Genomic DNA, 21,208 nt, shown 5'->3' with positions numbered 1-21,208 from the left:
CGTCCGATACTACGGAGGCCCCTAGGCTCTGACGCATGAGATGGGTCACGCACGAGTCTTCGACGGTCTACGAGAATCCCTGGATCTCGGTGCGGGAGGATCGCGTGACCGGGCCGGGCGGCGACGGGATCTACGGTGTCGTGACGATGCGCAACCCCGCAGTGTTCGTCGTGGCGGTGGACGACGAACACCGCCTCTGCCTGGTCACACTCGAGCGCTACACCACGGGCCGTTCGATCGAGGTCCCCGCGGGTGGCAGCGACGGAGAGGATCCGCTGACGGCCGCACGACGCGAGCTGGCGGAGGAGACGGGATTCGAGGCGGAGACCTGGGAGCGTATCGGGACGATGAACGCCCTCAACGGCATCGCCGACGCCCCCGAGCACGTCTTCCTCGCGCGCGACCTCCGTGCCGCCGCTCACGCCGGCGCGGAGGCGCAGGAGGAGGAGGGGATCGACGCGGTCGCCTGGGTGCCGTTCGCGGAGGCACTGGCCATGATCGCAGACGGGCGTATCACCGACGGAGAGACCGTCGCGGCGATCGCCATGGCGGGGATCAGGCTCGGCCGCTTCCGCTGAGCGGCGGGCGCCTCAGACGCGACCGCGGCGGGCGACGCGCGACGTGAGCGACGCGGGAAGGACGCGCGCCACCGCCACGATGACCTTGTAGCGGAGGGACGGGACCGACACGGACCTGCCTCGAGCGGCGTCGCGCAATCCCTCGCGCACGACGCTGCGGGCGTCGAGCCACATGAAGGTCGGCACCCCCTCCTGGCCGGGAGGCAGCCCCATCCGCTCGTGGAAGGAGGTATGCGTGAAACCCGGGCACACCGCGGTCACGCTGACGCCCTCGGGCGCGTACTCGGCGTTCGCCCAGCGGCTGAAGCCGATGAGCCAGCTTTTGCATGCCGAATAGGTCGAGCGGGAGATGAACCCGGCTACCGATGCGACGTTGATGATCCGTCCGCCTCGGCCACGCATGGTCTGCAGTGCCGCATGCATGAGGCGCATCGACGCCTCGACGTGCACGCGCAGATGCCGCACCTCGTCGTCGATGTCGTTGTCGGCGAATTGCAGCGGCAGCCCGAATCCGGCGTTGTTCACCAGCAGGTCGACCGGGTCGCCGGCGTCGCGCAGCCGCGCCGCGACGCTCTCGACCCCTGCCTCGTCGGCCAGATCGGCGACCAGCAGCTCGACCGCGACACCGTGCTCGCTGCGCAGGTCGGCTGCGAGTTCTCCGAGCGCCTCTGCCGAGCGCGCCACGAGCACGAGGTCGGCGCGGCGACGCGCGAGCTGACGGGCGAATTCCTCGCCCAGGCCGGCGCTCGCACCGGTGATCAGCGCGGTGGGCATCAGCGCTCGTAACCCAGGAAGCGGTAGCCGATGCCGGTGCGGGAGGTCTGCCACTCCCCCTCGTCGACGATGCGCCAGCCGTCGGTGGGAGGAGCGAAAGCATCGCCCGCGACCTCGAGATCGAGCTCGGTGACCTCCAGGCGGTCGGCGTCGCCGATCACCTGGCGGAAGATCTCGGCACCCCCGATGATCCAGACGCGGTCGTGGCCGCGCACGGCATCCGTCACCGTCGCCGCGCGCTGCGCGCCATCCGCCGACCAGTCCTGCCGGCGGGTGATGACGACGTTCTCGCGGCCCGGCAGCGGTCGGAAGCGCTCGGGGAGCGAATCCCAGGTCTTGCGCCCCATGATCACGGGGGCGCCCATCGTCACCTCTTTGAAGTGCGCGAGGTCTTCAGGGACGCTCCACGGCATGCCTCCGTCGGCGCCGATCACGCCGCCCGCCGCCTGGGCCCAGACCAGCCCGACCCAGGTCATACCGCCACCGCCGCGCGGATCGGAGCGTGATGCTGATAGTCCTCGACGACGAAGTCGTCGTACTCGTACTCGAACGCCGAGTCAGGCGTGCGGGCGAAGCGCAGCGTCGGGTACGGGAAGGGCTCCCGAGTCAGCTGCTCGCGGACCTGATCGAGGTGATTGTCGTAGATGTGGCAGTCGCCGCCCGTCCAGACGAAGTCCCCCGGTTCGAGGCCCACCTGCTGCGCGATCATCATCGTGAGCAGCGCGTACGAGGCGATGTTGAACGGCACCCCGAGGAAGAGGTCGGCGCTGCGCTGATAGAGCTGGCAGGACAGGCGTCCGTCCGCCACGTAGAACTGGAACAGCGCGTGGCACGGAGCCAGCGCCATGTCGGGGATGTCCGCGGGATTCCACGCCGAGACGATGAGACGACGGGAGTCGGGCGTCTGGCGGATCTGCTCGATCACCTGAGACAGCTGGTCGATGCTCTCGCCGTCGGGCGTCGGCCACGAGCGCCACTGCACTCCGTAGACCGGCCCGAGGTCGCCCTCGGCATCCGCCCATTCGTCCCAGATCGTCACGCCGTGATCCTGCAGCCAGCGGACGTTCGAGTCGCCGCGGAGGAACCACAGCAGCTCGTATGCGATCGACTTGAAGTGCACCCGCTTGGTGGTGATGAGCGGGAACCCCTCGGAGAGGTCGAATCGGACCTGACGACCGAACACGCTGGTCGTGCCGGTACCCGTGCGGTCGGACTTGTGCGTGCCGTGCTCCAGCACGTCGCGGAGCAGGTCTTCATACGGCGTCGGGACGGCTGCGCTCATGACAGCCAGACTACCCGCCGCGGGCGGCATCGGAACCGTCCGTCACGGTCGGACACATCGCGTCCACACCGCCCGAGGCAGGTCTACGCTCGACCCATGTCACCGGGACTCGCGCTCACCATCGCCGGCGCACTCGTCGTCCTCGCGGTCGTCGCGGGGCTCGTCGTGCGCGCGCGAGACGGTCGCCGCAGCGGGGCAGGTGGTCTTCGCTTCGATCCCTCCGACGGAGGCGCCCCGCTCGCAGAGCGCGCCACACTCGTGCAGTTCAGCACCGAGTTCTGCACGCGCTGCCCGCAGGTGCGGCGTCTGCTGACCTCGTACGCGGATCAGGACGACTCCGTCGACCACGTCGAGGTCGACCTCACGCATCGTCCCGACCTGGCGTCCCGCTACCGCGTTCTGCAGACCCCCACGACTTTCGTCGTCGACCGATCGGGTGCCGTGCGCGCACGATTCCATGGCGTGCCCCGCCCGGCCGCCCTCACCGAGGCACTCGCCGCGCTCTGACGCGGAAGACTGGAGCAGATATGAGCACTCCCGCCGGCATCGACCCCCGCGGACCGCGCTTCGCCGCCACGATCACGACAGCATTGCTTCTCGTGGCGACCTTCCTCGGCCTCGTCGGAACTTCTCCCGCCGCGGCTGCCGCGACGCTCGCGGAGCGGGCCCTCGACCCGGGCTTCCTTCTCGCCGTCGTCATCGCCGCCCTGTTCCTGTGGAGCGTCGCCTCCCCCGCGACCGCGCCCTGGGGTGCGATCTTCCGCCGGTTCGTGAGGCCTCGGCTGAGCCCTCCGTCCGAGCTCGAAGATCCTCGGCCCCCACGCTTCGCTCAAGGCGTCGGCCTGTTCGTGGTCTCGGCGGGCCTCGTCCTCCATCTGGTCGGTGTGACGTGGGCTCTTCCGACCGCCACTGCCGCGGCCTTCGTGGCCGCCTTCCTCAACGCGGTCTTCTCGCTCTGCCTCGGGTGCCAGCTCTACCTCCTCCTGCAGCGCGCCGGCGTGCTGGGGCGCCCCGCCTCGACCGCCTGACGTCCGACCCCTCCCCACGACCGCCGGTTCCTTTGCGGAAGGACCATCGGTAGGCTGACCGGACACGCGACCCGCATACCGCGCATCGCGAGAATCCGGAGGAATCATGCCCGTCACCAGCGAAGCCACCACCACCTGGACCGGATCCCTCGCGGAGGGCTCGGGCACCGTCGCCTTCTCGTCGTCGAACCTCGGCACCTTCCCCATCGACTGGAAGGCGCGCAGCGAGGGCAGCGACACCACGACCACTCCCGAGGAGCTCATCGCCGCGGCGCATGCCTCCTGCTTCAGCATGGCTCTCTCTCACGCGCTGGCGGAGAACGGCACCCCGCCCGAGCGCGTGAACACCAGCGCATCCGTGACCTTCAAGCCTGGCGTCGGCATCACCGGCAGCCACCTGAACGTGAACGCCGTGGTGCCGGGTCTCTCGCCAGGGGCGTTCCAGGAGATCGCCGACGGCGCCAAGACCGGTTGCCCCGTGTCGCAGGCGCTCGCCGGCATCGACATCACACTCGAGGCCACGCTCGCCTGAGTGCGAGGGGCTCAGCGCCGGGCGAGCCTGATCGCCGAGCGGATGCTCGCCCGCGCGTCCTTCCGATGTCCCGATGCGTCCTGCACGACTCCGAGGCGATATCGCGCGCGCCAGTCCTCCGGGGCGGCGTCGGCCTCGGCCTCGTACCGAGCGATCAGCGGGGCCGCGTCCTCGCTGCGGAGGCGGCCGCTCGGGGTGAGCTCCGTCTCGGCCTCCGGCATCCCACCCTCTGCGTCGAGCGTGCGACCGAGCCGATCGGCCGCGAAACCGAACTGCATCTCACGCACAAGCGCCCAGGCACCGAGCGGGGCGAACACGATGAGCGCGATCCCCATGCCGATCGACACGCCGGTGCCGACGGCGAAGAACATCACGGCGAGCCAGACGGACACCGCGAGGTAGACCAGCAGAGACGCGGCCATCAAGGCCACCCCGATGCGGGACATCACGAGCGGATGCCGATGTCGATCATGCTCTCGAGCCCCACGACGACGCCGGAGGCCTGCGCCGCGAACGGCACGGCGAGCCGGATGCCCGGCGCGTAGGCGAGAGCAGGGTCCACGGTGTCGTGCACGAACGAGAGGGACTCCCCCGGCCCGGAGAGGACGACCTCCTGCTTCGCGATCACCCCTGGGCGGCGGAGCGAGTGCACGGGAACCGTCGCCACCTGCTGGCCACGTGCCCTCTGATCGGCGTGCGGCGCGCTCACCGGACCCCGCTCGGAGCGGGCGGCGGCGATGAGTTCCGCCGTCCGGACGGCGGTGCCGCTGGGTGAGTCGACCTTGCGCTCGTGGTGGGCCTCGACGATCTCGGCCGAAGGGAAATACGGGGCCGCGGCGGCCGCGAGGGCCGAACCCAGCACGGAACCCAGCGAGAAGTTGGGGATGAAGACCACGCCGTTGCCCGCGTCGTCCACGAGGGGACGAACGAGCGCGATCCGCTCGGCCGACCAGCCGGACGTCGCGACCAGCACGTTGATGCCTCGCTCGACCGCTGCACGGACCACGTCGATGCTCACCTGCGGGGTCGTGGCGTCGACGACGAGGTCGACCCCCGCGATCTCGGCGAGATCACTCGACGACGTGAGCACGCGTCCCACCTCGAATCCGTCCAGCTCGCCGATCACCGCGCGGATGATCGACCCGAGCTTTCCGGTACCGCCGACGAGAGCTACCTGCGTGGTCATGCTCCCACTCTATTTCCCGGGCGCCGGGTCCTCCGGCGGCTGGCCGGGGCCGGCGGGATCAGACCGGCATCGTGTCGGGGATCCCGGTGCGGAGCTCGACCGGCAGGTGGCCGGTGTCGTTGTGCGTGAGGAGCGTCCACGGACGGCCCTGTTTCTGAGCGATGACCGTCAACCCGCAATGCGACTGGTTCAGAGTCATCCACCGCCACTCCGGCGCGCCGAGGACCTCTCTGACGAACCACGAGATGACGAAGTTGTGAGTGATGAGCACTTCGTGCACGTCGCCCGGCTTCCGCACGAGGAACTCGTTGACGGCATCCGCCATCTGCGCGCGCCCCGCCTCGATCTCGGCGTCGGTGATCGATCCGAAGAACGGCTCGAACACGGCGGGCGTCTCCTCCGTCATCCCGGTCGGGACGCAGTCGAAGAGCAGGGCGGTCGGCGCGGGGTCGACCGAGGGCAGGCGCGCAGCGATGGCACGGGCTGTCTCGTTCGCCCGCAGGAGCGGCGAGTGCCATACCGCGTCGAGAGGAAGACCGGACAGCCGGTCGGCGATGAGCTCGGCCTGACGCGCCCCGCGGGGCGACAGCGGACCATCGGCGAGACCATGCTCGGCATCCTGATGTTCACCGTGCCTGACCAGGTAAATGTAGTGCGTCACAAAATCGCTCGCTTCATCGACAGCATCCGTATGGCTCCCACTCAGCCTATGTCAGGTCTGCGCGAGAGTCGGGAGGACGCTCAGTTGCCGGCGCGAGTCAGGTCGGCGACCTGCACGCGCGACAGGCTCACGCCGGCACCCTGCATGAGCTCGTCGACGTGTTCGGTCGCGAAGGTGTTGACGATGGGCGCAGCCACCGTGCGCTGCGCGAGCAGCCAGGCGATCGAGACGGCTGCGACCGGTACGTCGAGCTCGGCGGCGACCTGGTCGAGCGCCTTGAGGATCTTGGTGCCTCGACGGTTCAGGTGCCCACGCAGTTGCTCGCCCCGAACACCGCGCGAGGTCAGCGCCTTGCTGCGGTGGCGCCCGGAGAGGAAGCCGTGCTCGAGCGCGTGCGAGGGCGTGACGGCGAGATTCTGAGCGCCGGCGACGAGCCGCAGATCACCCTCGAACGGCTGACGACGTACGAGGTTGTACGGAGAGTCGATGACCTCGATCCGCGGGTACCCGGCCGATGCGAGGATGCGGGCCTCGACGAGACGCTCGGGGGCCAGCCCGAAGGCGCCGAGCGCACCGATCTTGCCCGCATCGGTGAGCCACTCGACGGTGGCGAGGGTGTCTTCGAGGTTGGTCGTGCGGTCGAGAGTCGCGTCGAGGTACAGCACGTCGATCCGCTCGACGCCGAGGCGCGTGAGCGAGCCCTCCACAGCACGCACCAGGTTCACCGATCCGAGCCCGGGGTTGTCGGCATGCGCACCGATCCGCACGCTGAGGAGCGTGCGGTCGCGACGGCCGCGAGACCGCAGCCATTGTCCGATGATGTGCTCGCTGCGGCCGCCGGAGAACCCGTCGGCGGTGTGGATGGCGTTGCCACCGAACTCCACGTAGCGGTCGAGGATGCCGTGGCTGGTCTCGAGATCGACGTTCCACCCGAACTCGGCCGCACCGAGCATCAGCGGGAACGTGTCGAAGCCGGTCTCTCCGAGAGGGACTCTGATCGACTCCCCCACGCCGGGGCCGACGATCGGGATGGGAGCGGAGGGATGCTCTGCATCGTGCGAGGCGCGCTCCTCGGAGGCGCCTGCACCTACGCTGAACATCCGCATCTTCCTCACCCCCGCGTCGACCGGTTCTCCGATCTCCGTCACTGCCCGATTGCACCCCCCGGTGCGTACTTCGAGAGTATGCGATGACCGCTGACCCGGCCGCCAATACCGGGAACGGCGGGGAAACTTCCCATAACGGTTTGGTCACACCTCGGAACGACGAAACCCGGGTCCGTCAGCACGACGGACCCGGGTTCGATGTCTCAGCAGCGACGCTTACTCGGCGGCGGACTCCTCAGCGGGGGCCGAACCCTCGGCGGGGGCGTCATCGAGCACGGGCTCGAGCGACAGCTTGCCGCGGTCGTCGATCTTCGTGATCTTCACGAGGATCTTCTGGCCGACGGAGAGCACGTCGTCGACGTTCTCCACGCGCTTGCCACCGGCGAGCTTGCGCACCTCGGTGACGTGCAGCAGACCGTCCTTGCCGGGGAGCAGCGAAATGAAGGCGCCGAACGTGGCGATCTTCACGACGGTTCCGAGGAACTGCTCGCCGACCTCGGGGTTGGTCGGGTTGGCGATCGCGTTGACCTGGGCGCGGGCGGCCTCGGCCGAGGGGCCGTCGGTCGCGCCGATGTAGACGGTGCCGTCCTCCTCGATGGAGATCTGCGCGCCGGTCTCGTCCTGGATCGCGTTGATCGTCTTGCCCTTCGGGCCGATCAGCTCGCCGATCTTGTCGACCGGGATCTGCACGCTGATGACGCGAGGCGCCGTGGGCGCCATCTCGTCAGGAGCGTCGATGGCGGCGTTCAGGACGTTGAGGATCGTCAGACGTGCGTCGCGCGCCTGCGTCAGCGCGCCGGCGAGCACCGACGACGGGATGCCGTCGAGCTTCGTGTCGAGCTGGATCGCCGTGACGAACTCGCTGGTACCGGCGACCTTGAAGTCCATGTCGCCGAGTGCGTCCTCCGCACCCAGGATGTCGGTCAGGGCCGCGTAGCGGGTCTCACCGTCGACCTCGTCGGACACCAGGCCCATGGCGATGCCGGCGACGGGAGCGCGCAGCGGCACACCGGCGTTCAGCAGCGACAGGGTCGACGCGCAGACGGAGCCCATCGACGTCGAGCCGTTGGAGCTCAGCGCCTCGGAGACCTGACGGATCGCGTACGGGAACTCCTCGCGGCTCGGCAGCACCGGCACGAGGGCGCGCTCGGCCAGGAAGCCGTGCCCGATCTCGCGACGCTTCGGCGAACCGACACGGCCGGTCTCACCGGTCGAGTAGGGCGGGAAGTTGTAGTGGTGCATGTAGCGCTTGCTCGTCGTGGGCGACAGCGAGTCGATCTGCTGCTCCATCTTGAGCATGTTCAGCGTGGTGACACCCAGGATCTGGGTCTCGCCGCGCTGGAAGATCGCCGAGCCGTGGACGCGCGGGATGACCTGCACCTCGGCGTCGAGCGGACGGATGTCGGCGAGGCCGCGACCGTCGATGCGCGAACCCTCTGTGAGGATGCGGCCGCGGACGATCTTCTTCGTGACGGACTTGTACGCCGCGGAGAACTCCAGCGGGGCGGCAGCGGGCAGATCGCCCGCCTCGGTCGCCTCGATCAGCTCGGCCTTGACGCGGTCCTTGATCGCGTCGTCGGCGGTCTGACGCTCGGTCTTGTCGGCGATCTGGTAGACACCGACGAGGTCGTCGTACGAGCGACCGGCGACGAAGTCGTAGACCTCCTGGCTGTACGCCGGGAAGACGGGGTAGACACCCGGCTCCTTCGACGCGCTGGCGGCGAGGTCGGCCTGAGCCTTGACGAGCTGGGCGATGAACGGCTTCGCGGCCTCGAGACCGGCGGCGACGACATCTTCGCTCGGCTTGGTGGCGCCGGCCTTGATGAGGTTCCAGCTGTTCTCGGTGGCCTCGGCCTCGACCATCATGATCGCGACATCTTCGGTGCCGTCACCCTTCGTGACGACACGGCCGGCGACGACGAGGTCGAACACGGCCTCGTCGACCTGCGCGGCCGTCGGGAACGCGACCCACTGGTCGGCGTGCTCGCCGTGACCGGGCACGAACGCCAGGCGCACACCGGCGACCGGGCCGGAGAAGGGCAGACCGGAGATCTGCGTCGACGCGGAGGCCGCGTTGATCGCGAGAGCGTCGTAGAACTCGCCCGGAGCGATCGACATGACGGTGATGACGACCTGGACCTCGTTGCGCAGGCCGTCGACGAACGACGGGCGCAGGGGGCGGTCGATCAGGCGGCAGACCAGGATCGCCTCGGTGGAGGGGCGGCCCTCACGACGGAAGAACGAGCCGGGGATCTTGCCTGCGGCGTACGAGCGCTCCTCGACGTCGACGGTCAGCGGGAAGAAGTCGAATCCTTCGCGCGGGTGCTTGCCGGCGCTGGTGGCCGAGAGGAGCATGGTCTCGCCGTCGAGGTAGGCGGCGACTGCGCCCTGAGCCTGCTGCGCGAGGCGGCCGGTCTCGAAGCGGATGGTACGGGTGCCGAAGCGGCCGTTGTCGAGAACGGCCTCGGTGGCGGTGATTTCAGGACCTTCCAAGAGGTCTCTCCTTCTTTGTTTAGACTCGCGGATCCGTGTGACGCGCGAGCGTGTTCATGAAGGAGCGGAATCGATGGGGTTCGGGCGCGCGGGCACTCCCGCGAACATCGCCTGCGCTGGCCACCAGTAGAAAGCCACCCGACGACCGCCGAGGAACCCACCACAGGGGACCAGCTTCTCCGCCGATCGCTCCATGAGTCGATATGAAGTTGTGGTGTCGACAGACGTCGACCGGTGACAGCCTATCAGCGCACCCCGTGATCGCCCGTAAACCCCGTCGCGGGCCACGACGACGTCGGCATCAGGCGACGGGAATGTCGCGTTGTGCGGCAGACCGGCCGAGGTACACGTAGCGGTCGTGCTTCGCGACGCGGCCGTCGCCTGCGGTCCTGCCCTGCAGGCGACGCCAGACCCAGGGCAGGGCGTGCCGGCGCCACCACAATCCCGCCCCGAGCGTCTCGTTGTCATGCAGAGCCGCGTCCAGGGCGCCGAGCGCATCGGCGTGCGGCACGCCGAGCACCTCCCCCGCGCGATACGCGAGGAAGCGGTGCCCTCTGCTGCTGAGGTGCACCAGATCCTCCCCCCAGTTCGACCGGTCGGGGAGCGTCGGATGCATGTCGGTGTCGATGAGGATGGCGCCGGTGCGGGCCGCGACCCCGGCCATCGCCGTGGCGAACGCCGAGAAGCGCCTGACGTAGATACGGGCGGCGCGCCGACGCGGCAGGAACGGCGTGACGAGCAGCACGTCGGCACCGGCGGCTCGCAGCCGTACGACTGCTTCCTCCAGTCGGGCGGCGATCGACTGCACATCGACGGTGCGGCCGACGAGATCGTTGGCACCGATGAGGATCGACACCAGGTCGGGACGCAGCTCGAGAGCGCGATCGAGCTGGGTGGTGCATACGTCCTGCACGCGCTTCGACCGGACCGCGAGATTGGCGTAGTGCAGACCGCCCCGCGCGGCGAGCAGAAGAGCGAGACGGTCTGCCCACCCGCGGAGCGATCCGTCGGGCGCAGGATCGCACAGCCCCTCGGTAAGAGAGTCGCCGAGAGCCACGTAGCGGTTCCACGGTCGGGCCGTCACCGCCGCGGGGGCCTCGGGCCGGGTCATGCGGCGAGCGCGCAGGGCGGAATCCACCCGTCGCAGATCGATCGCCTCGTCGAGATGACCGAGCAGCTGGTCGCAGACGGTCTCCCAGCTGCGTCCCTGCACGGCCCGCCACCCCGCCGCTCCGAATGCACGGCGTTTGCGCTCGTCGCCCGTCAGATCCTGCACCCTCATGCGGAGGTCGTCCGAGTCCCCCGGTCGGTAGAGCCATCCGTCGATGCCCATGCGCACGAGATCCCGCGGACCTCCGCGCCCGGTGGCGACGATGGGCACGCCACTCGCGTGCGCCTCCTGGAGCGTCTGTCCGAACGTCTCGCTCTCGCCGGGGTGCACGAACACGTCGAATGAGGCGATGGCCGCGGCGAGCGCTTCTCCGCTCAGGTGGCCGAGGAAGAGCGCGCGCGGCATCAGCGCTTCGAGCCGCGCGCGACTGGGACCGTCGCCCACGATGACCACCCTCGTGCCGGGGATGCCGTCGAGCACCGCCAGATCCTCGACCTGCTTCTCGGGCGCGAGGCGACCGATGTAGCCGATCACACGCTCCGCTCCCCACGAGGCTCGCAGCGCCTCGGATCGTCGCGACGGGTGGAAGCGCTCCGCGTCCACGCCGCGCCCCCACCGCCGCACCCTGTCGACCCCCAGAGCCGCCAACTGCTGTGCGGACTCGGCCGAGGGGGCGAGCGTGAGAGTCGTTCGGCGGTGCAGCCGGGCGATGTGGGTCTGTGCGATGCCGATGGTCCCCGGAATTCCGTATCGCTCGGTGTACGCGGCGACGTCCGTCTGGTAGGCGGCGACTGCCGCGATGTCGAGGCGCTCGGCGGCGAGCGCTCCCCGCCAGCCCAGGGCGAACGGCGAGGCGAGGTGCACCACGTCGGGCTGGAAGCGGCGCAAGGATGCCGCGACTCGGTGGGCCGGGGAGGTCCCGACCCGGACCGTGGGGTACCCCGGGAGCGGAACGCTCGGCATGGCGTGCACGGGAGCGCCTGACATCTCGGTCGGGATGCCAACGGCATCCGGCGCGAGGACGTGGGCCTCATGTCCTGTGCGTTCGAGGTGCCTCAGGATCTGCAGCACGGATCCGGTGACACCGTTCATGTGCGGAAGGAAGGACTCTGTCACGATCGCGACTCTCACACGCTCAGGATGCAGCCCGTCGGTGTCGCTGGGCCGCGGATTCCGCGTTCGGCACCAGAAGTTCACCGGATGCTGGATCGCCGGTCACCGGCTGTGCCCGTTGTGGTTCCCGTCCGCGTTCGCCGAGCAGGCGACCGCGTCACGCGTGCGCAGGTGACCCGCCGTCCGGACGAGCGGTGGCATAGGCTGACGGGCATGAGCACCGAAGAAGGCGCGTCCTCGACCGAGGACATGAAGCGCAAGTTCAAGGAAGCGCTCGAGAAGAAGAACGCGCACCACCGTGAGGGCCAGGCTCATCTGGACGGCGACTCAGCCGTCCACGGCACGCCTGCCCCGCAGACCCGGCGCGAGTTCCGACGCAAGAGCGGCTGACCGCGCGGATGCGGGAGTCGACGGTGGTCGACTCCCGCATCCCTCTCCTCGGCTCAGTTCTGCGCGGCCCGCGCGCGTGCACGCTCCTGCTTCGCAGACATCTCATCGAGGGCGGACTCCTTGAGTCCCTGCACATCGACGGCCTCGCGTTCGTCCGCCATCCCGTGGTCGTCGACGCCGTCGAGCACCGACTCGTCGAACGGCACCTCACCGCTCAGCACGCGCCGCACCCGGTCACGGTCGATCTGACGCGTCCAGGTTCCGATCAGCAGCGTCGCCACGGCGTTGCCGGTGAAGTTCGTCAGCGCGCGCCCCTCCGACATGAAGCGGTCGATGCCCACGATGACGCCGACGCCGTCGACGAGGTCGGGCCGGTACGCCTGCAGACCACCCGCGAGCGTGGCCAGGCCGGCACCCGTCACCCCGGCCGCGCCCTTGCTGGCGATGATCATGAACACGAGCAGACCGATCTGCTCGCCGATCGACATCGGCTGCCCCATGCCGGTGGCGATGAAGAGGGACGCCATCGTCAGGTAGATCGCGGTGCCGTCGAGGTTGAACGAGTACCCCGTCGGGACCGTGATGCCGACGACCGGCTTCGAGACGCCGACGTGCTCCATCTTCGCGATGAGACGCGGCAGAGCCGACTCCGACGACGACGTTCCGACGATCAGCAGATACTCGCGACCGAGGTACTTGATGAGGCTGAAGATGTTGACCCGCGTCACTGCGTACAGCATCACGCCCAGCACCACCACGATGAAGACGATGCAGGTGATGTAGAAGGCGATCATGAGGATGCCGAGGCTCCAGATGGCCGCGATCCCGGTCTTGCCCACGACGGCCGCGATCGCGCCGAAGGCGCCGAGCGGTGCCAGCCACAGGATCATGCCGAGGATGCGGAAGACGAGCTTCTGCAGATTCTTCACGGCATCCATGATCGGCGCGCCCTTCTCGCCCAGACCCTGCAGGGCGAAGCCGACGAGCAGCGCGATGAACAGCACCTGCAGGACGCTCTCCCCCGTGAAGGCGGAGAAGAAGGTGGTCGGGATGATCCCCAGCACGAACTCCGTCGTCGTCTTCGCCTCGGTGTCGGTCGCGTCATAGCTCGCCGACGCCATGTCGAGGCCCGCACCGGGGTGGATGATGTTGCCGACGACGAGGCCGATCGCGAGGGCGAAGGTCGACATCACCATGAAGTACAGCAGCGCGAGCCCGCCGATCTTGCCGACCGTGGCCGCCTTCGCGATGGACCCGACTCCGACGACGATCGTGCAGAAGATGATCGGCGCGATCATCATCTTGATGAGCGACACGAAGCCCTTGCCGATGGGCTCGAGGCTCTGACCGACCTCGGGCCAGATGAGGCCGACGAGAGCGCCGAGCACGACGGCGATGATCACCGACACGTACAGCCAGGTGTGCCTGTCCCACGACTGCTTGCCCCGCCGCCAGTGGAATCCGGGAAGGGTGAACCCCGTCGTGATGGCCATGGCATCCTCCTTGATCGTGAACGTCGTCGTCCGTCTGCGCCGGCGTCATCGCCCGCGGTGTGTTCACACTTCCCGACTTCCCGCTCCCCCGATATTTGTGGTCGTATTGGTCACTGACGAGATCCCACCCTCACGATCACCGACGACCGGAAGGCACCGATGCGACACGCCAGGGGAACGCGAAGCACCGCCTCCGCGGTCTTCCTCGTCGTCCTCGCGGCCGCGCTCGTCGTCGGCGCACTCGTCGCCGTGTTCCTCGTCGTGGAGGCGCAGCGCGCGACGCATGCCGAGGCGGAGCGGGTGACCGCGGCGACGGCCGTGACGCTCGCGACGTCACCGATCGTGACGGTCGCTTTGGCATCGGGAGACACGGATGCGGCGACCAGAACGCTCGAGCCGTACGCGCTCGACGTCATCGCCGCCACCGACCTCGACTTCGTGACGATCATGACCCCCGCCGGTGTGCGCGTCACCCACCCGGACGTCGACCAGCTCGGCGGACGCTACCTCGGCACGATCCCCGACCGTCCGTCGCAGCTCACCGAGGTGTTCACCGGGACGCTGGGACCGTCGGTGCGCACGATCGTCCCCGTCATCGCCGAAGGCGGCGAGCTCATCGGCTGGGTCTCGGCCGGGGTGACGATCGAGTCGATCTCCGACACGCTGCTGCGTCGGCTGCCCCTCTCCCTGGTCATCACGGTCGGTCTCACCGCCTTGGGGGCGCTGGGCGCCTGGGTCGCTCGGAGGACGACGCGGAGGATCGCAGGCGACCTGCCGCCCGGACAGCTGCGTGATGCGGTCTCGTCGTACGAGTCGCTGCGCACCCTCGGCGACGCACTCCGCGCGCAGACCCATGAGCACGGCAACCGCATGCACACCGCGGTGGCGCTGCTCGAACTGGGGCGCAGCGATGAGGCGATCGATATCCTCACCGAGACCTCGCGTCAGAGCCAGTCGCTCGTCGATCAGGTCACGGCCCGCCGCGCCGGCGACCCCGCCGTGGCTGCACTGCTGTTGGGCAAGGCCTCTCAAGCACGGGAGCGGGGCATCGACTGGCGCATCCGCATCGAGCCGGACACACCGGCCTCACCTCTGTCGGCCGTCGACAGCGTCGCGGTGCTCGGCAACCTCGTCGACAACGCGATGGATGCCGTGACCGACGCCGCCGAGCGATGGGTGGAGGTGGTGCTCCAGCCTTCCGAACAGGGTGGGATCCTGCTCGAGGTCTCGGACAGCGGCGCCGGCGTGCCTGTCGAACTCGGGGAACGCATCTTCGAGCAGGGGTTCTCGACCAAGCCCACCGGCGCGGAGGGTCGCGGGATCGGGCTGGCGCTGGTACGGTCTGTCGTGCTCGACGCCGGCGGCACGGTCGAGGTGCGGCCCGATCCGACCACTTTCTCTGTGACTCTGCCGCCGAGGGGACGGAGGCCATGGTGATCCGCACGCTGATCGTCGATGACGACGCTCTCACCCTCGAGCTGCATCGCACCTACCTCGAGCGCATCGACGGCTTCGTCGTCGGAGCGGAGTGCACAGGCGCTCGCGCCGCTCTTCACGCCGTGCTGGGTGCGGAGAGCGCCGACCGCTTCGACCTCGTGCTGCTCGACGTGACCATGCCCGACGGATCCGGCATCGACGTCCTCCGCACGCTGCGTGCCCGTGCCGCTGCGATCGACGTCATCGCGATCACCGGTGTGCGCGACGCCGAGACCGTGCGGCAGATGGCGGCGCTCGGCGTCTATCAATACCTCGTGAAGCCGTTCCCGTTCGCCGTCTTCCGCGAACGCCTCACGGCGTACCGCGAGCATCGCGCACGCGCGGTCGAGACCGACGGGGAGACGACTCAAGCCGAGATCGACGCGCTGCTGGGCAGGGCGACCGGGACGATCGCTCTGCCGAAAGGTCTGTCGGCCGCGACACTGGAGGCCGTCACGCACGAGCTGCGCGCGGCAGGTCCGCTCTCGGCCACCGAGGCCGCTGAGCGCCTCGGCATGTCACGTGTGTCGGTGCGCCGTTACCTCGAGCATCTGGCCGCGGAGGGGGCCGTTGCGAAAGCAGCTCGATACGGTGCGCGGGGGCGCCCCGAGACCGAGTACTCCTGGCAGCGTTCACGCCCGGGCGGATGACGCCGGAGGGACGGCAGGCGATTCACTCTCCCGCGAGACCGCCGAGCATGTGCCCGAACGAGCGCCCCTCGCCGAGGTAGGTCGACGGGTCGAACGGGTCTGCGACGGTAGCCGCGTCGCGCTGCGCGATCGCATCCGCGAGCTCCCTGGCTCCCTTCTCGACCCGCCGAGCGAGCGGGGCGACGTCGTCGCCGGCTCCGCCCCAATCGCTCGATGCGGCGAACACGCCCGTCGACACGGCATCCGCGTGCAGGTAGGCGAAGAGCGGGCGGATCGCGTAGTCGATCGCGAGCGAGTGCCGGGCGGTACCCGCGTTCGCCCCGATCAGCACCGGCTTCCCGGTGAGCGAATCAGGGTCGAGCACGTCGATGAACGACTTGAAGAGACCCGAGTAGCTCGTGGAGAAGATCGGGGTGACCGCGATGAGCGCATCCGCCGACACGACCGTGTTCACGGCCGTCTCGAGGGCTGCGGGGGCGAAGCCGGTCAGCAGGTTGTTCGTGATGTCGTGCGCGTAGTCGCGCAGTTCGATCACGTCGACCGTGGCGTCGATGTCGCGCGCGGCGAGCGCTTTGACCGTTTCGGTGGATAGGCGATCGGCGAGCATGCGGGTCGACGACGGATTCGACAGCCCAGCCGAGATCACGGCGATGCGGCGAGTGGTCATCTCACGCCCCCTTGCGGGCCAGACCGAACGCGGAACCGGCGGGCGCCGGCGTGTCGGCGTAGGGCGAATCGCCGGTCAGGTTGTCGCCGCGGTTCGCACCGGGGCGCGCCTGACGGGTCGGCCCGTCACCGTACTCCGCCCGCACGCGCGCGGCGTGGGTCGGGGCGTCGGGAACCGTCTCGGGGCGATCCTTCGCGAGTTCCTTGCGGAGCACCGGCACGACCTCGGAGCCGAGGATGTCGAGCTGCTCGAGAACCGTCTTGAGCGGCAGACCCGCGTGGTCGATGAGGAAGAGCTGGCGCTGGTAATCGCCGAAGTGCTCGCGCATGCCGGCGTAGCGGTCGATCACCTGCTGGGGCGACCCCACCGTCAGCGGTGTCATCTCGGTGAAGTCCTCCATGCTGGGGCCGTGCCCGTACACCGGGGCGTTGTCGAAGTACGGACGGAACTGCGTCACGGCGTCCTGCGACTTGGCCGCCATGAACACCTGCCCGCCGAGGCCGACGATCGCCTGCTCCGGCGTGCCGTGGCCGTAGTGCGCGTAGCGCTGGCGGTACAGCTCGATGAGACGCTGGTAGTGCTCCTTCGGCCAGAAGATGTTGTTCGCGAAGAAGCCGTCGCCGTAGTACGCGGCCTGTTCGGCGATCTCGGGCGTGCGGATCGAGCCGTGCCACACGAACGGAGCGATGCCGTCGAGCGGGCGCGGCGTCGAGGTGAAGCCCTGCAACGGGGTGCGGAACTTGCCCTCGAAGTCGACGACGTCCTCGCGCCACAGCTCGTGCAGCAGCGCATAGTTCTCGATGGCGAGCGGCAGCCCCTGGCGGATGTCCTTGCCGAACCACGGGTACACGGGACCGGTGTTGCCGCGCCCGAGCATCAGGTCCATGCGCCCGTCCGAGACGTGCTGCAGCATCGCGTATTCCTCGGCGATGCGCACGGGGTCGTTCGTGGTGATCAGCGTGGTCGATGTGGACACGACGAGACGCTCGGTCTGCGCGGCGAGGGCCGCGAGGAACGTGGTCGGGCTGGAGGACCAGAACGGCGGGTTGTGGTGCTCGCCGATCGCGAAGACGTCGAGGCCGACCTCTTCGCTGTGCTTGGCGATCGCGAGGGTCGCCTTGATCCGCTCCTGCTCGCTGGGCGTGATGCCGGTCGTCGGGTCGCGGGTGATGTCGCTGACCGACATGATGCCGAACTGCATCTGCGTGCCTGTCTGCTCGCTCATGATTGCTCCGTCTTCTCCGAATCGGGTGCCCTGCATCCGGTTCTATTCATTTGAATGTATCTGAGACAACGCGATCGAACCAACTTTATTCCCGGCGGTAGCCTCGGATCATGAACAGTGTCGGAGCCGACCCGAACCCCGTCACCTCGGCCGTACCGAAGCCCCGCCGCCGCGTCCCCTTCTGGGACAACGCGCGCTACGCCTGCATCGTGCTCGTCGTCCTCGGGCACGCCATCCAGCGTCTCACCTACGACTCCGACATCGCTCTGGCGGCGTACCTCGCGCTGTACGCCTTCCACATGCCCGCGTTCGCGATCATCTCGGGCTACTTCTCGAAGTCGGGGTCGCCCACGAAGGTGCAGATGGCGCGCGTGATCACCGACATCCTCGTGCCGTACGTGATCTTCGAGTTCCTGTGGACCCTCACGAAGTGGCTCGTCGAGGGGCAGGCCGAGCCGAACTTCACCAAACCGTCGTGGACCCTGTGGTTCCTGCTCGCACTGGGCATCTTCCGCCTCGTGCTCCCCTATCTCGCCCTGCTCCGCTGGCCGCTGCTGTGGACCGTCGTGATCTCGGTCGGAGTCGGCTACCTGCCCAACGTCGACAGCACCTTCTCGCTGTCGCGGACGCTCGGTCTGCTGCCCTTCTTCACCCTGGGCTGGTGGCTGCGCGACCGCGACGTCGTCGCCCGACTGCGCCTGCTCGATGCCCGCCCCTGGTGGCTCAGGGCAGGCGCCGTCGCGATCCTCGCGGCGGCGGGCTTCGCCGCCTGGCACTGGGTCGACCTCTGGGAGAAGATCGACCTGCGCCAGTGGCTGTTCTACGAAGACGCCTATGCCGACCTCGGCGGCGAGCAGTGGTGGGCGGGCGGCGTGCGGCTGGCGCTGATGGTCCTGGCACTGGTGCTGAGTGCCGCCTTCTTCGTGCTGGTCCCCCGCGGCACGTACTGGTGGACGCGTTTCGGCCAGTACACGATGTACGTGTACCTGCTGCACTCGTTCGCCCTGTACCCGTTCCGCGAGAGCGGCGTGCTGCGCGATCTGGATCCGACCTGGGTGTGGTTGCCGCTCGTCACGCTGCTCTCGGTGCTGCTGGCTCTCGCCCTCGCCACCAAGCCGGTGCGCTGGGTGTTCCGTCCACTGGTGGAGCCACGCCCGAAGTGGCTGTTCAGCGATCCGGAGCTCGCCGGTCGACAGGGGCATCGCAGCGACCCGACGGGCTCGAGACGACCCCGACCGATTCCCGGGATCCGCCGATGACCCGGGCGGCGGAGCTCGCGGATCGCCTCGTCGAGGAGGTCGAGGCGAGCGGCTTCGGAGCCCACGGTCTGCATGTGCGCATCGGCGACGCCACCGCGGAGCACCGCTGGGCGGCTGACGAGCGACGGGAGATCCACTCGGTCGCGAAAGGCGTGAGCGTCCTCGCGGCGGGTATCGCGGATGCCGAGGGTCTCGTGTCACTCGGCGAGCCGATCTCGCTCCTGACAGGTGACACGCCCCTCGGCCGCGACGTCGACCGCGTCACGCTCCGCCGCCTGCTCTCCATGTCGAGCGGCATCGATCTGCCCTGGTCTCCGACCCTGATGACGGATTGGCCCGACCTCGCCGCCGAGTTCCTGAGTCGCGATTCACGCGGCCGGGTGTTCCAGTACTCCAACGCCGGCACGTACACGGCCATGCGCCTCCTCGAACGCGTGGTCGGCGACATCGAGGAGTACCTGCGACCTCGGCTCTTCGCTCCGCTCGGGCTCGACGACGTCGAATGGCGACGGTGCCCGCTCGGGCACGTGCTCGCCGGCGAAGGTCTGTCGCTGCGGACAGAGGAGATGGCGCGGATCGGGCGGCTTCTCCGCGACCGCGGCGCGTGGGACGGAGAGCGGATGGTGCCGGCATCCGTCATCGACGCCATGCACACGGACTGGGTGTCCGCCGGGACGAACGAGGGATATCAGCGCTACGGCCTCGGCGTATGGGACGGACCCGGCGATGCGTGGCGACTGCACGGCGCGTACGGGCAACTCGTCATCCTGCGCGGGGATGCCGTCATCACGGTCTCCGCCGACGACCATCTCGGAGCCGACGCCTTCGCCGCGGCAGCGGTTCGCCTCGTCTCGACCTGACATCCGGCCTCAGTCGAACAGCGCGGCTCCGACGAACGACCCCTGCCGCGCCCCGGCTGGTATCGCCCAGATCCCCGACCCCACGTGCCGGATGTACTCGTTCATGCGATCGGTCGACAGCTTCCGCTGCAGCGCGATGAACTGCGCGGGATCCCGCTGATAGGAGAGGAAGAACAGCCCGGCGTCGAGGCGCCCGAGGTCGTTGTTGCCGTCCACGTAGTTGAAGCCGCGGCGGAGGATGCGAATCCCGTCGTTCTGCTCCGGATGCGCGAGACGCACGTGCGAGTTCGCGTCGATGCGGGGCGACGAGAAGTCAGGGGTGGTGAGCTCGTCTCCGCCGGAGAGCGGAGCACCGCGTCCCTTGTCACGTCCGATGATCGTGTCCTGTTCCGACAGACGCACCCGGTCCCACGTCTCGATGAGCATCGCGATCTTCCGAGCGACGAGGTACGAGCCGCCGGCCATCCACTCCGGATCGTCGGATGCCGCGACCCAGACGTTCTTCTCCAGGGCGGGGCCGTCGTCGGCCAGGATGTTGGCGGTGCCGTCCTTGAAGCCGAACAGGTTGCGCGGCGTCGCCTGGTCGGCCGTCGTGCGCGAGGTCTTGCCGAAGCCCAGCTGTGACCAGCGCAGCTTCGCTCGACCGAAGGCGATACGGCTGAGGTTGCGGATCGCGTGCACCGCGACCTGCGGGTCATCCGCGCACGCCTGGATGCAGAGGTCGCCGTGGGACAGCTGCGGCACGAGGTCGTCTCCGAGGAAGGCGGGCAGCCGCTGGAGCGAGGCGGGGCGCTGCGCGGCGATGCCGTACCGGTCGCCGTCCTCGCCGTCGAAGAGGGTCGGTCCGAAGCCGATCGTGATGGTGAGGCCGGCGGCCGGCAGACCGAGGGCCTCCCCCGTGTCGTCCGGCGGCACCTCGGCGTCGCCGCCCACCGCACCCGTCGCACTCACGTCGAGCCCCTGGGTCAGTCGGGATGCCGCATAGCTCCAATCCTGCAGCAGCGTCACGAGGTCGTCGCGGTCGGTCCGCGGCATCATGTCGAACGCCGCGAAGTGCAGGTGCTCCTGCACCGGCGTGGTGATGCCGGCCTGGTGCTCGCCGAAGAACGAGTAGGCGTGCTCCGCGTCCTCCGCCGCCCGCGCACGCCCGAGGGCCACGCCGCCCGCGAGACCGGCGCCGAGTCCGACCGCGAGCGATGCCGCTCCGCCGCCGAGTGCGAGACCGAGGAGTCCCCGGCGGCTGAGTCCCGCGGGGACGGATGCCGCCGCAGACGCGTCCTGGGCGTCTGCGGCGGCGTCGTCAGTGCTGTCGTTCACCTGCGTG

22 protein-coding genes are annotated in these 21,208 nt (G+C 69.1%); 9 read left to right on the top strand and 13 right to left on the bottom strand.

Translation table 11 applies throughout. From position 1 onward, the window contains the following. The first annotated feature begins 35 nt into the window (after nucleotides 1-35). Nucleotides 36-578 carry an NUDIX hydrolase gene (locus FSY98_RS14765; RefSeq protein WP_144877390.1) on the top strand — a complete coding sequence of 181 codons (543 nt, stop codon included), beginning with the start codon at nucleotides 36-38 and terminating at the stop codon, nucleotides 576-578. A gap of 12 nt (nucleotides 579-590) precedes the next feature. Here FSY98_RS14765 and FSY98_RS14760 read toward each other — a convergent pair whose 3' ends face one another. The 3 genes from FSY98_RS14760 to FSY98_RS14750 are packed head-to-tail and all read right to left on the bottom strand — an operon-like array spanning nucleotide 591 to nucleotide 2,634. Then, the gene (locus tag FSY98_RS14760; RefSeq protein ID WP_144877389.1) at nucleotides 591-1,352 is read right to left on the bottom strand and encodes an SDR family oxidoreductase; all 762 of its coding nucleotides are present in this window, start codon (nucleotides 1,350-1,352) and stop codon (nucleotides 591-593) included. After that, nucleotides 1,352-1,828: a dihydrofolate reductase gene (locus tag FSY98_RS14755; RefSeq protein WP_144877388.1), complete on the bottom strand. Its 477-nt coding sequence runs from the start codon at nucleotides 1,826-1,828 to the stop codon at nucleotides 1,352-1,354. The genes FSY98_RS14760 and FSY98_RS14755 overlap by 1 nt, the downstream gene beginning before the upstream one ends. Further along, complete coding sequence (locus FSY98_RS14750) at nucleotides 1,825-2,634, bottom strand: thymidylate synthase (protein ID WP_144877387.1); 810 nt, start codon at nucleotides 2,632-2,634, stop codon at nucleotides 1,825-1,827. Before FSY98_RS14750 ends, FSY98_RS14755 begins: the two co-directional genes overlap by 4 nt. A 96-nt stretch (nucleotides 2,635-2,730) precedes the next feature. Between FSY98_RS14750 and FSY98_RS14745 the strand changes: the two genes are divergently transcribed. The 3 genes from FSY98_RS14745 to FSY98_RS14735 all read left to right on the top strand — a co-directional run bounded on the left by FSY98_RS14745 (nucleotide 2,731) and on the right by FSY98_RS14735 (nucleotide 4,194). Next, the gene (locus FSY98_RS14745) at nucleotides 2,731-3,141 is read left to right on the top strand and encodes a thioredoxin family protein (RefSeq protein ID WP_144877386.1); all 411 of its coding nucleotides are present in this window, start codon (nucleotides 2,731-2,733) and stop codon (nucleotides 3,139-3,141) included. A gap of 20 nt (nucleotides 3,142-3,161) precedes the next feature. Continuing rightward, entirely contained in the window at nucleotides 3,162-3,662 is a 501-nt protein-coding gene (locus FSY98_RS14740; protein WP_144877385.1) for a DUF4395 domain-containing protein, read from the top strand. Between the two features lie 106 nt (nucleotides 3,663-3,768). Further along, the gene (locus FSY98_RS14735; RefSeq protein ID WP_144877384.1) at nucleotides 3,769-4,194 is read left to right on the top strand and encodes an OsmC family peroxiredoxin; all 426 of its coding nucleotides are present in this window, start codon (nucleotides 3,769-3,771) and stop codon (nucleotides 4,192-4,194) included. Between the two features lie 11 nt (nucleotides 4,195-4,205). Here the strand turns inward: FSY98_RS14735 and FSY98_RS14730 are convergent, their stop codons facing one another. The 6 genes from FSY98_RS14730 to FSY98_RS14705 form a co-directional block, all read right to left on the bottom strand. After that, the gene (locus FSY98_RS14730) at nucleotides 4,206-4,640 is read right to left on the bottom strand and encodes a hypothetical protein (protein ID WP_144877383.1); all 435 of its coding nucleotides are present in this window, start codon (nucleotides 4,638-4,640) and stop codon (nucleotides 4,206-4,208) included. After that, on the bottom strand, nucleotides 4,640-5,380 hold the full coding sequence (dapB, locus tag FSY98_RS14725; RefSeq protein WP_144877382.1) for a 4-hydroxy-tetrahydrodipicolinate reductase: 741 nt from the start codon (nucleotides 5,378-5,380) through the stop codon (nucleotides 4,640-4,642). Before dapB ends, FSY98_RS14730 begins: the two co-directional genes overlap by 1 nt. Nucleotides 5,381-5,438: 58 nt before the next feature. Then, entirely contained in the window at nucleotides 5,439-6,041 is a 603-nt protein-coding gene (locus FSY98_RS14720; protein WP_144877381.1) for a histidine phosphatase family protein, read from the bottom strand. An 80-nt stretch (nucleotides 6,042-6,121) separates the two neighbouring features. Then, the gene (locus FSY98_RS14715) at nucleotides 6,122-7,147 is read right to left on the bottom strand and encodes an aldo/keto reductase (protein WP_144877762.1); all 1,026 of its coding nucleotides are present in this window, start codon (nucleotides 7,145-7,147) and stop codon (nucleotides 6,122-6,124) included. Between the two features lie 216 nt (nucleotides 7,148-7,363). Continuing rightward, nucleotides 7,364-9,640, bottom strand: a complete 2,277-nt coding sequence (locus tag FSY98_RS14710; protein WP_144877380.1) for a polyribonucleotide nucleotidyltransferase — start codon at nucleotides 9,638-9,640, stop codon at nucleotides 7,364-7,366. Between the two features lie 301 nt (nucleotides 9,641-9,941). Further along, nucleotides 9,942-11,867 carry a GDSL-type esterase/lipase family protein gene (locus tag FSY98_RS14705; protein ID WP_260857461.1) on the bottom strand — a complete coding sequence of 642 codons (1,926 nt, stop codon included), beginning with the start codon at nucleotides 11,865-11,867 and terminating at the stop codon, nucleotides 9,942-9,944. 210 nt (nucleotides 11,868-12,077) lie between these two features. On the opposite strand from FSY98_RS14705, the gene FSY98_RS16795 reads away from it, so the two are divergent. Further along, entirely contained in the window at nucleotides 12,078-12,254 is a 177-nt protein-coding gene (locus FSY98_RS16795; protein WP_186307703.1) for a DUF5302 domain-containing protein, read from the top strand. Nucleotides 12,255-12,307: 53 nt separating this feature from the next. Here the strand turns inward: FSY98_RS16795 and FSY98_RS14700 are convergent, their stop codons facing one another. Continuing rightward, entirely contained in the window at nucleotides 12,308-13,747 is a 1,440-nt protein-coding gene (locus tag FSY98_RS14700) for a cation:dicarboxylate symporter family transporter (protein ID WP_144877378.1), read from the bottom strand. Nucleotides 13,748-13,906: 159 nt separating this feature from the next. On the opposite strand from FSY98_RS14700, the gene FSY98_RS14695 reads away from it, so the two are divergent. Both FSY98_RS14695 and FSY98_RS14690 read left to right on the top strand, forming a co-directional pair. Further along, nucleotides 13,907-15,184, top strand: a complete 1,278-nt coding sequence (locus FSY98_RS14695) for an ATP-binding protein (RefSeq protein WP_144877377.1) — start codon at nucleotides 13,907-13,909, stop codon at nucleotides 15,182-15,184. Then, nucleotides 15,181-15,873, top strand: coding sequence for a response regulator (locus FSY98_RS14690; RefSeq protein WP_144877761.1), 693 nt, complete (start codon nucleotides 15,181-15,183; stop codon nucleotides 15,871-15,873). Before FSY98_RS14695 ends, FSY98_RS14690 begins: the two co-directional genes overlap by 4 nt. A gap of 22 nt (nucleotides 15,874-15,895) precedes the next feature. On the opposite strand, the gene FSY98_RS14685 is transcribed toward FSY98_RS14690, so the two are convergent. Both FSY98_RS14685 and FSY98_RS14680 read right to left on the bottom strand, forming a co-directional pair. Next, entirely contained in the window at nucleotides 15,896-16,540 is a 645-nt protein-coding gene (locus tag FSY98_RS14685) for an FMN reductase (RefSeq protein WP_144877376.1), read from the bottom strand. A gap of 1 nt (nucleotide 16,541) precedes the next feature. Continuing rightward, nucleotides 16,542-17,765 (bottom strand): LLM class flavin-dependent oxidoreductase, encoded by a 1,224-nt coding sequence (locus FSY98_RS14680; RefSeq protein ID WP_144877375.1) that lies wholly within the window; start codon nucleotides 17,763-17,765, stop codon nucleotides 16,542-16,544. A gap of 110 nt (nucleotides 17,766-17,875) precedes the next feature. Between FSY98_RS14680 and FSY98_RS14675 the strand changes: the two genes are divergently transcribed. Next, a complete protein-coding gene (locus FSY98_RS14675) occupies nucleotides 17,876-19,024 on the top strand; it encodes an acyltransferase family protein (protein WP_144877374.1) in 1,149 nt (382 codons plus the stop codon). Continuing rightward, nucleotides 19,021-19,884, top strand: coding sequence for a serine hydrolase (locus FSY98_RS14670; protein WP_144877373.1), 864 nt, complete (start codon nucleotides 19,021-19,023; stop codon nucleotides 19,882-19,884). The genes FSY98_RS14675 and FSY98_RS14670 overlap by 4 nt, the downstream gene beginning before the upstream one ends. A 9-nt stretch (nucleotides 19,885-19,893) precedes the next feature. Here the strand turns inward: FSY98_RS14670 and efeB are convergent, their stop codons facing one another. Continuing rightward, nucleotides 19,894-21,201: an iron uptake transporter deferrochelatase/peroxidase subunit gene (gene efeB / locus FSY98_RS14665; protein ID WP_144877372.1), complete on the bottom strand. Its 1,308-nt coding sequence runs from the start codon at nucleotides 21,199-21,201 to the stop codon at nucleotides 19,894-19,896. Nucleotides 21,202-21,208 lie beyond the last annotated feature (7 nt).

Origin of the sequence: Microbacterium sp. 1.5R (assembly GCF_007667425.1) — a bacterium.
Lineage (GTDB): Bacteria > Actinomycetota > Actinomycetes > Actinomycetales > Microbacteriaceae > Microbacterium.
This window is presented reverse-complemented; position numbering and strand designations above follow the sequence as displayed.

Bases quoted from the DNA above. Each gene is read 5' to 3' on its own strand.
- FSY98_RS14680 (WP_144877375.1), bottom strand. From the start codon at position 17,765: ATGAGCGAGCAGACAGGCACGCAGATGCAGTTCGGCATCATGTCGGTC.
- FSY98_RS14745 (WP_144877386.1), top strand. From the start codon at position 2,731: ATGTCACCGGGACTCGCGCTCACCATCGCCGGCGCACTCGTCGTCCTC.
- FSY98_RS14685 (WP_144877376.1), bottom strand. From the start codon at position 16,540: ATGACCACTCGCCGCATCGCCGTGATCTCGGCTGGGCTGTCGAATCCG.
- FSY98_RS14695 (WP_144877377.1), top strand. From the start codon at position 13,907: ATGCGACACGCCAGGGGAACGCGAAGCACCGCCTCCGCGGTCTTCCTC.
- dapB (WP_144877382.1), bottom strand. From the start codon at position 5,380: ATGACCACGCAGGTAGCTCTCGTCGGCGGTACCGGAAAGCTCGGGTCG.
- FSY98_RS14670 (WP_144877373.1), top strand. From the start codon at position 19,021: ATGACCCGGGCGGCGGAGCTCGCGGATCGCCTCGTCGAGGAGGTCGAG.
- FSY98_RS14700 (WP_144877378.1), bottom strand. From the start codon at position 13,747: ATGGCCATCACGACGGGGTTCACCCTTCCCGGATTCCACTGGCGGCGG.
- FSY98_RS14750 (WP_144877387.1), bottom strand. From the start codon at position 2,634: ATGAGCGCAGCCGTCCCGACGCCGTATGAAGACCTGCTCCGCGACGTG.
- FSY98_RS14675 (WP_144877374.1), top strand. From the start codon at position 17,876: ATGAACAGTGTCGGAGCCGACCCGAACCCCGTCACCTCGGCCGTACCG.
- FSY98_RS14740 (WP_144877385.1), top strand. From the start codon at position 3,162: ATGAGCACTCCCGCCGGCATCGACCCCCGCGGACCGCGCTTCGCCGCC.
- FSY98_RS14735 (WP_144877384.1), top strand. From the start codon at position 3,769: ATGCCCGTCACCAGCGAAGCCACCACCACCTGGACCGGATCCCTCGCG.
- FSY98_RS14730 (WP_144877383.1), bottom strand. From the start codon at position 4,640: ATGTCCCGCATCGGGGTGGCCTTGATGGCCGCGTCTCTGCTGGTCTAC.
- FSY98_RS16795 (WP_186307703.1), top strand. From the start codon at position 12,078: ATGAGCACCGAAGAAGGCGCGTCCTCGACCGAGGACATGAAGCGCAAG.
- FSY98_RS14715 (WP_144877762.1), bottom strand. From the start codon at position 7,147: ATGCGGATGTTCAGCGTAGGTGCAGGCGCCTCCGAGGAGCGCGCCTCG.
- FSY98_RS14765 (WP_144877390.1), top strand. From the start codon at position 36: ATGAGATGGGTCACGCACGAGTCTTCGACGGTCTACGAGAATCCCTGG.
- FSY98_RS14755 (WP_144877388.1), bottom strand. From the start codon at position 1,828: ATGACCTGGGTCGGGCTGGTCTGGGCCCAGGCGGCGGGCGGCGTGATC.
- FSY98_RS14760 (WP_144877389.1), bottom strand. From the start codon at position 1,352: ATGCCCACCGCGCTGATCACCGGTGCGAGCGCCGGCCTGGGCGAGGAA.